The 13643-nt window shown below is 62.5% G+C and carries 13 protein-coding genes; all 13 read left to right on the top strand.

Features of this window, described 5'->3' with window-relative positions:
* The first annotated feature begins 107 nt into the window (after nucleotides 1-107).
* The 13 genes from BO1_RS18970 to traD all read left to right on the top strand — a co-directional run bounded on the left by BO1_RS18970 (nucleotide 108) and on the right by traD (nucleotide 13642).
* Nucleotides 108-332 (top strand): DUF3717 domain-containing protein, encoded by a 225-nt coding sequence (locus tag BO1_RS18970; protein ID WP_028218910.1) that lies wholly within the window; start codon nucleotides 108-110, stop codon nucleotides 330-332.
* A gap of 126 nt (nucleotides 333-458) precedes the next feature.
* On the top strand, nucleotides 459-1493 hold the full coding sequence (locus tag BO1_RS18965) for an ATP-binding protein (protein ID WP_028218909.1): 1035 nt from the start codon (nucleotides 459-461) through the stop codon (nucleotides 1491-1493).
* Nucleotides 1494-1516: 23 nt separating this feature from the next.
* Nucleotides 1517-1741 carry a hypothetical protein gene (locus tag BO1_RS51700; RefSeq protein ID WP_043285401.1) on the top strand — a complete coding sequence of 75 codons (225 nt, stop codon included), beginning with the start codon at nucleotides 1517-1519 and terminating at the stop codon, nucleotides 1739-1741.
* A gap of 198 nt (nucleotides 1742-1939) precedes the next feature.
* Nucleotides 1940-2854 (top strand): hypothetical protein, encoded by a 915-nt coding sequence (locus tag BO1_RS62285; protein ID WP_028218908.1) that lies wholly within the window; start codon nucleotides 1940-1942, stop codon nucleotides 2852-2854.
* A gap of 7 nt (nucleotides 2855-2861) precedes the next feature.
* Nucleotides 2862-4055, top strand: a complete 1194-nt coding sequence (locus BO1_RS18950; protein ID WP_028218907.1) for a vWA domain-containing protein — start codon at nucleotides 2862-2864, stop codon at nucleotides 4053-4055.
* A gap of 265 nt (nucleotides 4056-4320) precedes the next feature.
* Nucleotides 4321-5367 (top strand): CpaF family protein, encoded by a 1047-nt coding sequence (locus BO1_RS18945; RefSeq protein WP_028218906.1) that lies wholly within the window; start codon nucleotides 4321-4323, stop codon nucleotides 5365-5367.
* 20 nt (nucleotides 5368-5387) lie between these two features.
* A complete protein-coding gene (locus BO1_RS18940) occupies nucleotides 5388-5774 on the top strand; it encodes a TrbC/VirB2 family protein (RefSeq protein ID WP_028218905.1) in 387 nt (128 codons plus the stop codon).
* On the top strand, nucleotides 5761-6093 hold the full coding sequence (locus BO1_RS18935) for a VirB3 family type IV secretion system protein (RefSeq protein ID WP_245643835.1): 333 nt from the start codon (nucleotides 5761-5763) through the stop codon (nucleotides 6091-6093). The genes BO1_RS18940 and BO1_RS18935 overlap by 14 nt, the downstream gene beginning before the upstream one ends.
* A complete protein-coding gene (locus tag BO1_RS18930) occupies nucleotides 6087-8561 on the top strand; it encodes a VirB4 family type IV secretion system protein (protein ID WP_028218903.1) in 2475 nt (824 codons plus the stop codon). The genes BO1_RS18935 and BO1_RS18930 overlap by 7 nt, the downstream gene beginning before the upstream one ends.
* A 20-nt stretch (nucleotides 8562-8581) precedes the next feature.
* Nucleotides 8582-9331 carry a type VI secretion protein gene (locus tag BO1_RS18925; RefSeq protein WP_028218902.1) on the top strand — a complete coding sequence of 250 codons (750 nt, stop codon included), beginning with the start codon at nucleotides 8582-8584 and terminating at the stop codon, nucleotides 9329-9331.
* An 11-nt stretch (nucleotides 9332-9342) separates the two neighbouring features.
* A complete protein-coding gene (locus BO1_RS18920; protein ID WP_028218901.1) occupies nucleotides 9343-10392 on the top strand; it encodes a type IV secretion system protein in 1050 nt (349 codons plus the stop codon).
* A complete protein-coding gene (locus BO1_RS18915) occupies nucleotides 10389-11765 on the top strand; it encodes a TraI domain-containing protein (protein WP_322788534.1) in 1377 nt (458 codons plus the stop codon). Before BO1_RS18920 ends, BO1_RS18915 begins: the two co-directional genes overlap by 4 nt.
* A complete protein-coding gene (traD, locus tag BO1_RS18910) occupies nucleotides 11762-13642 on the top strand; it encodes a conjugative transfer system coupling protein TraD (protein ID WP_043285398.1) in 1881 nt (626 codons plus the stop codon). Before BO1_RS18915 ends, traD begins: the two co-directional genes overlap by 4 nt.
* Nucleotide 13643: the final 1 nt, after the last annotated feature.

The following is a 13643-nucleotide window of genomic DNA, read 5'->3' as shown; positions in this document are numbered from 1 at the left end:
CGCGTCCCTGACGCATCGAACCGCCGGCGCAGCCGGCAATCCGTCCCGCCTGTCGGGGGCTCAGCCCCCAGGGGCGTGCACCCGCCGGGCTCCGAAAGGAAATGCCCATGAACCAGCAACCCGCCGCAGTGACGATCGCGCAACTCGAATACGCGATTAACCACTGGCGTGAACGCCGTCCGGCCGCCGATGAAGAGCATCCAGTGCTTGGCGCCGAGGCTCGCGCACTGGCGGACGTGTATGGACTTCTGATTTTTAGCGGCGCCCCGAGCGTCGAATCCTCGACGCTCAACGCCATGCAGCACGACGCCCTCGCGGGCGCGTTGCGCTAACTGCTTTTCCGCGCCTGCGGCGCATCGATCGTCGCGCACGCGGCACCTCAAACCTACCCTGTCGGGACAACGCTCCCGACCGGGGACGTTGTTGGCACAGGGTTTTCTTCTTTCAAGGAAACGCTCATGCAAGTCAATGCTTCCCAGCTCAACGCGCTGCTTACCGCCTACGTTCCGAAGCGTCTCCCGGTGCTGATCACGGGACGCCCCGGCATCGGCAAGAGCGACATCGTGGCTCAGGTATCCGATGCGCTCGACCACGATCTGTTGATCAGTCATCCGGTCGTGGAGGATCCGACCGACTCCAAGGGCCTGCCCTTCGCAGCGTCCGACGGGCAGTCGGCACGGTTCCTGCCGTTTGGCGATCTGGAACGCGCGCTGCAGCCTCGCAAGCGCCCGTTGATCTGGTTTCTAGACGATCTCGGGCAGGCCTCGCCAGCTGTGCAGGCCGCGAAGATGCAGCTGCTGCTCGCCCGCCGCATCGGCGAGCACAAGCTGCCCGACAACGTTACATTCCTCGCGGCCACCAACCGGCGGAACGACAACGCAGGCGTGAGCGGCATTCTCGACCCGTTGATCTCGCGCTTTGCCACCGTGGTGGAACTCGAGGCGACGATCGAGGAATGGACAGCATGGGCTGTCGCGAATGATGTTGCGCCGGAACTCATTGCATTCCTGCGTTTCCGGCCGGGGCTCCTGTCCGTCCAGAAAGCCTCGCGTGACATCGAGGCGACGCCGAGTCCGCGCAGCTGGGGCTTCGTCGCCAAAACGATGGGAGTGGTACCGAAGGATCTGGAATTGATCTCGTACGCGGGATCGGTCGGTGAGGGCGCTGCGGGCGAGTTGATGGGTTTCATCCAGATCTATCGTCAGTTGCCTTCTCCGGACCTGATTCTGGCAGCGCCCGACGCGGCACCGATTCCCGATGCACCGGCGGCGCTCTATGCGATCAGCGCAGCGCTGGCGATGTACGCGAAAGAAAGCAATTTCGGACGCGTGCTGACCTACACCAATCGATTGATTGATGCGGGTCTCAGCGAATTTGCCGCGCTTCTCGTGACGGACGCGGTGCGCAAGACACCCACGCTCGCCAGCACGCACGACTTCATTCGCGAATGCACTGGCAGCGACAGCCGGATCGGCAAGCTGATTCACGGCTGACCAGATCTGCTGGGGAAATCACCATGTTGCATAACGCGCGTCGTGCTTACTTCTACCGTTTCGTGCATGAAACGTACGGTCTTGCCGAGGCCGAGCTGCTCGTCATCACCCGTGCAAAGGGTGTCTTTTCGCCACGCTATCGCGCGGCGGCGCTACGTCATCTTCATCGTATCGCTCCGCTCGATGTCACCCAGGGGCGCCCGTTCGCTGAAACACGTCGGCTGGCGCGGCGTCATTACGGCATTTAGCGGACGTTTCTCCACTCGGGGCACGCCCCGGGAGGCTGCACACCGGCCTGCGGCGCTGTAGTTAGCTTCCTGCTTCCCCGCAGGGCGGCGCCTCGCTTCACCGCTTTTTTCGTTTTTCCGGGCCGTGTCCTGCACGCGCCCGCGTCGCTGTTCCCTTTCCCGATTCATCCCATTTCTTATTTTTTCTGGAGTTCCTCCATGAACATCACGGATATTCAATCGCGCGTCATGCTTTGCTCGGTCACTATCTCGTCGTGGGTCGCACGACGCTTTGACCTGAAGGTCACGGAAGAGGTCGAGAGCCGTCACGACACCAAGGGTATTGGACGCTTTAACAAGCGCCTGCTGCCCGAGGATGCCCCCAGCTTCAAGGAGGTTGTGTCGCTCGGCGGCCGCATTCGCCGCTACTTCTATGACCACACGCTGGAGTACAACCAGCTGTCCGTGCGTCTGCTGCCGACCGATATCTACATGGAATTCTCGGCACAGATGCGCAGGACGAAGGATGAGTTCGATCTCGCCGTGCAGGTCTTCCTCACCGACTACCTGGACCTCAAGGAACAGGCGCGGCAGGAGATGAACGGTCTGTTCAACGAGGCGGACTATCCGACGCTCGCGCAGCTTGGCGAGAAGTTCGGGGTGCGCATGGCGGTCCTCCCGTTCCCGGACGCGAGCCAGTTCGGCGTTGATCTGCCCGAGGATGTGCTCACGAGCCTGCGCTCGGAAATCGACCAGCACGTCATGCGCTCGATCGACCACGCAAATCAGGACATCGTTCGTCGTCTGTACGATGCCGTCTCCGCGATGGCGAACCGGCTGTACGCGGCCGGTGGTGTGCGGATCGACGTGGCCGACAATGTGCGCGAGCTGTGTGGACTGCTGCCGAAGCTGAATTTCAGCAACGATCCGCAGCTGAACCACATCCTCGATCAGGCGAAGCGTCACCTCGCCGTGCACAACGGCGTTGACCTGAAGGAATCCGGCGTGCTTCGTTCGCAGGTGGCCGCCAGGGCAACCGAGATCGAGGAGCTGATGGAAGCCTTCATGGGCGGCAAGCCGCAGGCCGCGATGCCCAAGCCTGGCCAGGCACCGCAGCTGCGCATCGCGGCGTGAGGTGAGCATGGATCCCCGCATCTCGAAACAGCGTTCGGCGCTCGTGCTGGACCAGCCGTTCTTCGGCGCGCTGGCGCTACGTCTGAAGGTACTCGAGGATCCGGCATGCAGGACGTTCTGGGTGGACGGGGAGACGCTGGGCTACAACCCTGCATTTCTTCAAACCGTGAACGATCTGGAGTGCCGCGGCGTGCTCGCGCACGAGATCCTGCATGTTGCCAATGGTCACTGCTTCCGGCAGGGATCACGCGACGCTGACCGATGGAACGACGCGTGTGACTACGCGATCAATCCGATCGTGAAGCAGGCAGGTTTTGTCCTGCCGGTTCCGCACCTCGACGACGTGCGCTTTCATGGCAAGTCGGCCGAGGAGATTTACGCGGTCCTCACGCAGGAGGCGAGGCAAAAGGAGAAGGAGAAGTCTGGCGGCGAACCGGGCGCGCAAACGCCGGGTGGCCAGCAGGCTCCCGCGAACGGCGTGAACACACCGTCAGCGGCTCCCGATCCGGCTGCTCCGTCTTCCTGCGGCGAGGTCCGCCCCTTTCCGGGGCTGGACAAGTCCGTGAAGGAAGTGGAGTGGAAGGTCGCAACGCTTCAGGCCGCTAAAGCGGCGAAGATGCGCGGCAAGCTTCCTGGCGGGATGGAGTCGATGGTGGAAACCACGGCTGAGCCGTCAGTCGACTGGCGTGCGATCCTGATGCGTTTCGCGCAGCAGGTGACCAGCGACGACTACAGCTTCGCGATGCCCAACCGGCGCTACCTGCATCTCGGGTTCTACCTGCCGTCGCTGCATTCGCCGGCGGTCGGTGACGCCGTGTTCGTGCGCGACAGCAGTGGCTCGGTCTTCGATGAGACGCAGGCGCAGTTCGCGGCCGAGATCATCCAAGTGGCGGAGGTCGTGCGTCCCGCGCGGCTCATCGTGATGGACTGCGATTCGCGTGTCACGCAGGTGCAGGCCTTCGAGCGGGGTGACCCGGTCGAGCTTGCGCCGGTAAAGGGCGGGGGCGGCACGGCATTCACCGATCCGTTCCGCCGTCTGGAGGGCGAGGGCATCAATCCGGCTTTCCTCGTCTACCTGACGGACATGGATGGTGGCTTTCCCGAGGCACCACCGTCGTATCCGGTGTTGTGGGCGTCGACGACGCCTCTTCGCCGGGCACGTCAGGCGCCGTTTGGCGAAATGGTGGAGGTGATCATCTGATTGCCCGTTTTCATTCAACCAGCCCGGCTCTCTGAGTCGGGTTTTTTTTCGTCCATACGTTGTTGCGCACACGAACCAAACCGGACGCGACCGGCGAAAAGCTTCACAAAAACTGCACCATTCCGGCTTTAAGCGTTTAGGCGCCTAAATTGGAACCGACCGGATTCGTGCTCCCGTATCGCGAGCGACGACGTCGCTGAAAGCCGCCGAATTTCGCCACCCTTTTGCCTCATCGGCGGGCCGGGTGTGCCGGAACAATACCAGTATGTCCGATGCCGCCGAAAACCCCCTGCTCAAGTTCAACCGCCTCGAAGAGAGCGCGGTCCGCATGTTCTTTGCGTCGCTCGCGCCGCTGCGCGAGTTCCTCGACGCACCCGACATCGCGGAAGTGATGGTCAACAACCCGAAGGACGTCTGGATCGAACGCCGTGGGGTCCTGACGCGCGTCCCGCTCGAGCTGAACCCGTCGACGCTGGCTGGCGCAATTCACTCGCTGGCCTCGTCGGTTGAGAAGTCGGCGAAGGCCGGCACGGCTCAGGGCATCCTGAACGCGGGTCACGGAAACCTGCGTATCGCGGCGGTCATGCGCCCGACCGCCATTGACGGCGACGCACTGAGCATCCGCAAACACCGGGACAAGCACCTGTCGCTCGATGACTATGTGCAGGCCGGTGCGTTTTCGCGCGCCCGCGCACGGGAGGAGGCCGACGTCGAATTCTTTCCACCGGGCGTCGAAAACGGGCGTCTGCGCCAGGCGCTTCGCGAGATCGTGCGCGCGAAGAAAAACATCCTCGTTGCCGGCGGGACATCTTCGGGCAAGACGACGCTGCTCAACGCAATTGGCGCCGAGATTCCCGACGACGATCGCGTCATCATCATCGAGGACACGATGGAATTGAAGCTGCCTGTGCCGAACAAGCTGCGGCTCCTCTCGAACACCGATACAGGCGTCACGACCCAGATGCTCGTAGCGCTGTGCCTGCGCTTTCGCCCTGACCGGATCATCGTCGGTGAGGTGCGTGGCGGCGAGGCCTATGACTTCATCCAGGCGCTGAACACCGGTCACGACGGCGGACTGGGCTCCGTCCACTCGAGCACCGCGCGCGGCGGCCTGCGCCGGCTTGAAAGCCTCGCCATGCTCGGCGTGCCATCTGGCACCCGCTGGGACATTTCCGACCTGCGCCAGAACATCGCCAGCTGCTTCAACTACGTCGTGCACATGAAGCGTACGGGCGAGTTGCGCCACCTTTCCGAAATCCTCGAAGTCCGCGGCTATGACAACGGGGATTACATCCTCAAACGCGTTTTCTAAACTACTGGAGTGGAACAACGATGAAGCAGTACCTCGCACCTTTCGTCAAACGCGCCGCGCGCCACGCGCGCTCGGCTTGCACGCGCCTGTTCGGCCGGCGCGAGCTTCGTACCACGCTGATCGCTGCGGCGCTCAGCGCGATAGCGCCGATGGCGTCTGCCAGTTCGACGGACCTGAGCGACCTTGGTCCCGCGACGGACGCGATCTGCCTGATCTCGAACTACATCAGCGGCCCCTGGCTCTTCTGTATCGGTCTGGTGGTCATGATCGTCGCATTTATCGCCATCGCGAACTCCGAGAGCACGATCGGCAAGGTACTCGGCAGCGTGTTCGTGGGTATCGGCCTCGCCGCCTGCGCGATCCCGGTACTCAAGGACCATTTCAAGATCGCCTATGTCTGCACGTAACCGGGCAAAGGTCAGTCGCGGGCTGTCGCTACCCCGCCAGATTGGTGGGGCAGACCGGTTGCTGGCGCTGGCCAATTCCTTCCTCACAATGTTGCTCTGCTACGCATGCGGTTTTGACCTTGTGAGCTCGATTGGCTTCATCGGCCTCGGAATGGGCATCCACTTCTTCCTGAAGTGGATGAGTTCACGCGACCCCTGGTGGCGACTCGTCATGCTCGTCTACAACCGCTATCCCGACGTCCACGAGCCGACGCCGGGCGGAAAGTGGTCCGCACGCTTTCGGCGCCCCTACGGTTTCGATCAGGATCTCCCATGCTGAAGCCCGGAAAGCTGCGCGCGCTTTCCCGCCGGCCGGTTCAGGAAATTGCCCCGTGGGCCACGATGGTGACGCCGCAGCTCGTCCTCGACAAGGACGGGTCGCTGCTCACCTCGTTCACGTTCGAGGGCGTTGACGCCGATACGCCGAACACCAGCGATATCACGGCGGCGCGCAACAACCTCGATAACGCCTGCAAGAACTTCGACCATCGTGTCACCGCATGGTGGCGGCTTTCACACCGCCGGGTGAAGGGGGCGATCGACGGCGAGTTCGCTTCGGCGCTCGACACACGCCTGGACGAGATCAACCGCGAGAACGTCGGGAGCGGCAAATTCTTCCGCAACTCACACTCGTTGTCGCTCGCGTTTACGCCCGAGACTGGCTTCAACAAATTCTTCGAGAAGGTGGGCTATCACATGAAGGTGGGTGGCAAGCCCGTGCCGCTGGCCGTCTTCGAGGCCGTCCGCGATCAGGTGCTCACCCGCAATGCCTTCGCATTCGACATCGACCAGCTGACTGCGGACATCCGGCGCTTCGAGGGCCTGCTCGATGCGTTCCGGGGCGGCATGGGGCGGCTGAAGATGAAGCGCCTCGAACTGCAGCACGCGCTCGCCCACCTGCACCAGAGTGCCAATCCGTCCGTGCCGCCCCGGCGCGTGCGTTATCCGGTCACGATGCTCGATACGCACCTGACCGAATCGTTTGTCACGTACGGCGCCGAGCACCTTCTGTTCGAATCGGCACACGGCAAGCGGTTCGCAAAGGTTATCGCCGTCAAGGAATGGCTCGGATTCCAGGAGGCGGCGCTCGACGTGCTTTGCGACGTGGATGCTGAGCTCGACATTTGCGTGATGTACCGCTTCCTGAGCACGAGCCGCGCGGAAGCGTTCATCAAGTCGGTTCGCAAGTTCTTCAAGGCGGCGGCATTCAACCCCGCGGCAATCCTGAAACAGGTCTTCGCCAGGGAAGAACAGAAGAACGACAAGGGGCGAGAGACGCTGGCCGACGAAGCGGAGGACGCGCTCAAACGGCTGACTGTCGAGGGCGCGCAATTCGGCTACGCAAATATCTCAGTGCTGGTCTACGGCGATACCGTCGAGGAATGCGACCAGTCCACGTCTGACGTGGTCGGGCGGCTGAGCAATGCGGGCTTCGGGCTGGTGCTGGAAAAGGACAACCTGGGTGCGGCATGGGCGTCAACCCTGCCCGGACGCTGGGACCAGCAAAAGCGCCTGCAGTTCGTGGAGACCGCTGCCGTATCGGACGTGGCGCCCGTGCGCGGCGTGCCGGAAGGTGAGGAGGTCAACGAGTGGCTGACCCAGCAGTTCGGCCGGAAAACCGGACCCACCACGATCCTGCCCACGCGCCACCGGACCCTGCAGCGCGTCGTCCTCCATCATCCGGGCGGACGTTCTCACCTGCTGGTCGTCGGCCCCAACGGCGCGGGCAAGACGATGCTGCTGAATTTCCTGCTTTCCCAGATGGGACGGCACGACGCACGGCGCATCCGCTTCGACAAGGAGCGATCGACGCGCATCCCGACGGTCCTCTCGGGCGGCCGCTTCATCGACGTCACTGGACGATACGAAGCGGCTACACCTGTCAACCCGCTGTCGCTGCTCTCCGAAGCGCGACACTATGCGTATGTCGCAACGTGGGTCCAGATGGCGATCGAGGACGACGCCTTCAAATGCACGCCGACGCAGGAGCGCGAAATTTTCGAGCGGGTAACGCTGCTCGCGACGGGCTACGCGCCCGAGTACTGGACACTGTCGTTCCTGACCACACTTCTGCCGGCCGAGTTGCGCGAGCGTCTGCGTATCTGGACGAAGGGGGAAAAGAACGGAAACTTCTTCGACCACGTGGACGACGCGTTCTCGCTGTCGGACAACCTCTCGATCGAATGCGGCGACCTGTTCCAGAACAATCCGGAAGCGGCGCTGCTCTTCACGGACTACGCCTTCTACCGGATCTCGCAGTGGCTGGACGGCAAGCGCTTTACCGTCATCGAGGTCGAGGAGTGCGGCTTCTTCTTCCTGTATCCGCGCTTCTACGCGCGACTCGAATTGTGGGCGGTGACAATCCGGCGACTGAACGGCACGCTTGCACTCGCGACCCAGTCGCTCAAGCAGCTCGAGCGCGTCGCGAACTTCGAGGTGCTCAAGGAGCAGCTGCAGAACATCTTTTATCTCGCGAATCCCGACGCGCGAAGCAATCTGAAGCTCTACGGCGATGTGTTCGGCCTGAGCGATGGCCAGATCGACATGATCGTCAACGCGGTACCAAATTGCGACTATCTGTGGGTCACTCCCACGCAGACGCGCATGCTGCAGGCGAGCTTCGACAAGGAGACGCTCGCGGCGCTGCGCGCGGATGGTCGAGCACAGAGCGTGCTTGACCGGCATTTCACTTCTGGCGACGAAAACTGGCGCGAGGGCTACATGCGCGAAATGCTCGCCTTTGACTGACCCCAACGGAACCGATGACCATGAAGAAAATACTGCTGCAGGCGGCCGTGGTCGCATCACTTGCGATCGGTGCATGCCAGTCGACGTTCGCCACCATGATCGTGTTCGATCCGACCAACTTCGCCAAGAACGCCATGACGGCGGCCGAAGCGGTCAAGGGCGAGATCTACCAGAACACAAACATCGTCTACCAGTACCAGATGATGGCGAACCAGCTGCTGCAGGCGACAAACCTGAACCCGGTGGCGATGAAGGCCCAGTTCGACCAGATCACGGGCGACATCTCGAAGGTCAACCAGTACGTCAGCAATCTGCAGAGCCTGTACGGAACGCTGCAACAGGGCGGTGCCTACATCACGCATGTCCAGAACCTCATCTCGACATCAGGCAAATCACCGACCCAGTGGCTCTCCGACATGAACGCGCTGTACAAGCAGGGCAGCGCGAGTGCGACGAGCCTCTTCCAGATGGGCAATGACGTCAACCAGCATATCCAGACGCTGGCGCAACGCCGTTCGGCACTGCAGTCGCAATTGTCGCTCACGCCGACCCAGCAGGCGACGGCTGAACTGACGACGCACTACCTGGACATTGTCACGAGCCAGAATTCCGACCTTCTTCAGATGATGGCCGCCAAAACGCAGAACGACGCACAGCAGCAGGCTTCGACGACCGCCGCCGCGCAGAACCGGCTGTCTGCGGCACAGGCTTACACGACGCAGCAGGACGCCGAGCGTGCTGCATTTGACGCGCTGCCCAGCGGCAATTGAGGTGGTACGAGATGCGCTTTCGACAGTTCATCGCCGGCCTGATGGTGTCCTTCGTATTGCTCGGCGTGTGCGCAGCATCCGCGTGGGCTGACGATACTCCGGCTGAGGGGCAGCAGATTACGCCGTCGTCGGGCACGACCGTTACCCCTTCCTCGTCAGGCAACGACACGTTCGGCTCGACAATGAAACAGGGGGAGATTGCCGCGGGCGCATCCAGGGCGGCAGCAAAGGCTGCCGAGCTTTTCGCCTCGGTCATCCCGGCAGCGGTCACCGTCAGCCAGAGTATCAAGAGCGAAGCCGACAAGTTCGCCGCAGGCCTCGGCGTCATCACGCTGGTTCTGACGTATGTCCGGTATTCCGCCACCCGGGATCCTGTGTCAGCTTGGGTCACGGTGTTTGAAGAGATCGGAATGCTCGGCATCTTCGCCTCAATCTACGTGAGCTACCAGACCTTCGCACCGGGCTTTTACAACTGGTTCCAGACGCTTGCGAACATGATCCAGGCGGGCGCGGGGCAGGGCGTCGCCTCCTCGATGGCCGCGGCCGGCGGCGCGGTCATGGAGGCTGTGGTCAAGGCGTATGAAGGCACATCCTGGACGAACTTCGTTGCACTGACGATTTCGATGATCCCGATGCTTCTCGCCTACATCGTCCTGGTGATCACCAGCATCGTCTTCGCCTTCTTTAACAATCTCGGCCTCATCCAGGCCGCAGTCGGCATCGTGGTGGGCCAGATAGCGGTCGCGCTCGGTTTTTCGTCGTACACGCGGGGATATTTCAGGTCGTGGCTCGACTACATGGTCAGCGCAGGCATGTATTGCGTGGTCTCAGCAATCCTGCTCAAGCTCGTCGCTACGTCGCTGAACACCGCGATCGCAGGGGCCGTTGCCAAGGGTCTTTCGACGGCGGAAGGTGCGTCATACGTCTTTGACCTTTCGCTCTTCGTCTTCCTGCTCTCGTTTGAGATTCCGAAGATGGCAGGAATGTTCGGAGGCGGTGCCAACGCATCGGGCTCGATGATGAAAAAGGCAGCCAGCATTGCGACGGGAGGCATCCTGTGAGTGGCACGGCCCTGCATCAGCCGATGGAGGCACCCGCGCTGCTCGCCGCGCACGACCGCCGCGTTGCGCTCATCCGGCAGGCCGCCAACGAGGCGAGCGAGGACGAATACCGTTTGCACTGGAACGCACTGCTCGTGCGTTGCGCGACGTGGTTTTCGAGCCTGCCGTATTCGCCCATGCTCTATCGTGAGCCAGGCGGGGCGTTTCGGTGCACGGTCGAGACCGCGTTCTACGCGATGCGGCTCGCCGGTGGGCAGAAGTTCGGCACGAACCTGTCGTCGGAGAGGCGCAGGCACGTCGAACCGCAGTACAACCACGCGGTCTTCCTCGCCGCGGTGTGCTCGGGGCTCGACGAACCGTACCGGCACTTCGTCGTACTGCGCGATCGGGACCGGGTGGAATGGAATCCGGCTGCACACGGAGCGCTCGGACCCTGGCTCGCGGGAGATGTATACGCCCTGCAGCGCAGGGCCGCACCGCTGCCTGTCGAACGCATGCGTACGGCGTTGTTCGCGCAGAACCTGATCGGCCACGATCTGCTGGGTGGCTACGAGGCCGAGGTGCTCGCGCAACTTTTCGGCGCGATCAATCCGGTTGCACAACCGCAAGGCGGTGAGTCCCTTGTGCACAAGGTCGTGCGGCAGGCCGTGGCCGTGGCGGCGGACTTTGACCGCAAGGCGCAACACGCTGTCTATGAAGCCGTGCAATACCCGGTGCCACCTGCCCTTCACGTCGCTGCAGCCGTCCAACCCGTCGTGACTAAGGCCACGCCTGTGCCGCCTGCGCCAGCAACTGCCTCCGTCGCACCACCTGTTCCTCAACCCAGCGCGACAATCGCACCGGAAGCGATCGCAGAGGCGGCGTTTCCCGCAGCGTCAGCCGGACCCGTCGCTGACCCGAAACTCACACTAGCTCCGTCGCTCGCGCCGGCCGACGCTGGCGGGTCGCCTGATACACCACTGCCTTCTGTTACTGCGCCAGACACGCGCGCGAAAGACGATTCGCAGCTTGGACTGCCGTTTTCGGGTGAGAGTCCGCCACCGGCGTCCGTCGATCCGGCGTCCATGCGTCCAGCAGGGCGTCCGGCGCGTGCTTCCGTGCCGCCAGCCTTCGATCAGGTTCTGGAGGGACAACCGAACATGATCCGCGAGTTCTTCCGTGCGCTCGCCGAAGACGTCGCCGCTGGCAAGGCAAGGGTCAACTGGACCGACAAGGGACTCGCGGTGCCCAAACGTCTCGTGGGTAGCTATGGCGTGGCGAGCGACACCCTCGTTGAACATCTCAGGCGGCGCGGCCTGCTCGTCGCGAACGTGCAGGCGGAAATCGTGCTCGCGCCTCGCGCGGGCGAGTTGATCGTGGAGCGCGCCGAATGAACGCAACGACCAGCTACATCAACCATTTCCGGCCGATCTACGAATTGCGCGCCACGATCTTTTGGTTCGTCGCGTTTGCTTGGCTGCCGTTCACTGGCATGCCTTACGGCTGGGTCTTCGGGCTCGCAGCGCTCGTGCCGTTGCTGCTTCGCGGCCTGCAGGTCTGGAAGGCACTGCGCTTTCGCCTCGCCATCTCGACCAAGTGGCTCACGACACTGCCTGTGCCCCGGCTGCTGCGCATCCAGAAGCACATGCGTGAGGAGAGCGATTCGATGTACCTCGGGATGGGCTTTGAATGGACGCAGAAGCACTGTCAGATCGCGCACGACATCCTGCGCATGCCAACGACCGACATCCCCGGTTTGCCAAAGTGGCTGGGCAAGACGCGGCGGGGTCGCAAAATCCAGGAGGCGATCGAGAGGCTCTTCGCGCCGGCCGACAGCATCCGGGACCGCATGCCGCAGGGCGCGTCATGGATACACGGCATGGAGCCAGACAAGGGGTTCGTGCCTTTCCACTACAAGGCGATGGGCGGCCATACCGCAGTCGGGGGCACCACGGGCTCGGGCAAGACCCGCACCTATGAGGTTCTCTCCACCCAGGTCATCCATATGGGTGACGTGCTGATCATCATCGACCCGAAGAACGACAAGGACTGGAAGGCGCGCGTGGAGCGCGAGTGCGCGCGCACCGGCCGCAAGTTCCTGTACTTTAGCCAGGCGAAGCCCTCTGAGTCGATCCGGCTGAACCCGCTCGAAAACTGGTCGCAGCCATCGGAAATTCCTGGCCGCATTGCGCAGCTGATGGAGGAGGGGCCGTTCCGCGACTTCGCGTTCCTCTTCATCGATCGCGCTGTGAAGGGCGAGCTGTACGTCGGTGACAAACCGAATCTGCGTTCGATCCTGAAGTACGCGCAGGCCGGCGTCGCGAAGCTGCTCGAGCGCAGTCTCGAACGGTTCTTCCGTGACGCGGGCCTCGCGAACTGGGAGGAGCTCGTCGCGACCACCAGGACGCAGATTGGCGGCAGGCCCGGCAGTGTGTCGGACGTCGATGCCATGGTGATGCTGTACAACGAACGGTATGCGCACGAGAACCTCGGGCACGAGGCGATCGACGGGCTCATCGCGACCCACACGCACGATCGCGATCACTACACACGGGTGATCGCGTCGGTGATGCCGCTACTGCAGATGCTGGCCACCGGCGAGACGGGTCTCATGCTTGCACCGAAGGTCGAGGACTTCGAGGACGAACGCGAGATCTGGGACATCGACCGGATCATCAAGCAGAAAGCCGTCCTTTACATGGGGTTCGACTCGCTCTCGAACAGCATCGTGCAGAAGGCGATTGCGTCGCTGGTCCTTGCCGACGTGGCGGCCGTATGTGGCGCGATCTACAACTTCTACAAGACCAACCCTGATGTCGTTCTGGTCATCGATGAGGTAGCCGAGGCGATCAACGAGCAGGTGATCCAGATCCTGAACAAGGGGCGTGGAGCGGGCTTCAAGGCGTTCGTCGCATTCCAGACCCGCTCGGACCTGGAGGCCAAACTCGGAAACGCCGCGAAGATGCTGCAGGTTTTGGGTAATCTCAATAACCAGGTCATCCTAAGATTGGAAGACAGCGACACTGCCCAGTGGTTCTCGGACAAGGTCGGGGAGACAGCGATCCGCAACATCCAGATTTCCGGGTCCACGAGCCGTGGCAGCGAAGGTCACATTGGCGAATTCAACGGTGGCATTACGCGATCGCTGCAACTGGAGAAGGCGCCGCTCATTCCGACAGCGCTGATCCAGCGGCTGCCCAACCTGCAGTACTTCATGCGCATCTCCGGTGGCGCTGTGTATCAGGGCCGTATTCCAATCCTGCAAGGCTGAT

The sequence above is a fragment of the Paraburkholderia oxyphila NBRC 105797 genome, from assembly GCF_000685075.1.
GTDB classification, from domain to species: Bacteria; Pseudomonadota; Gammaproteobacteria; order Burkholderiales; family Burkholderiaceae; genus Paraburkholderia; species Paraburkholderia oxyphila.
The sequence above is the reverse complement of the archived record's forward strand: the minus strand, read 5'-3'. Positions and strand labels throughout refer to the sequence as shown.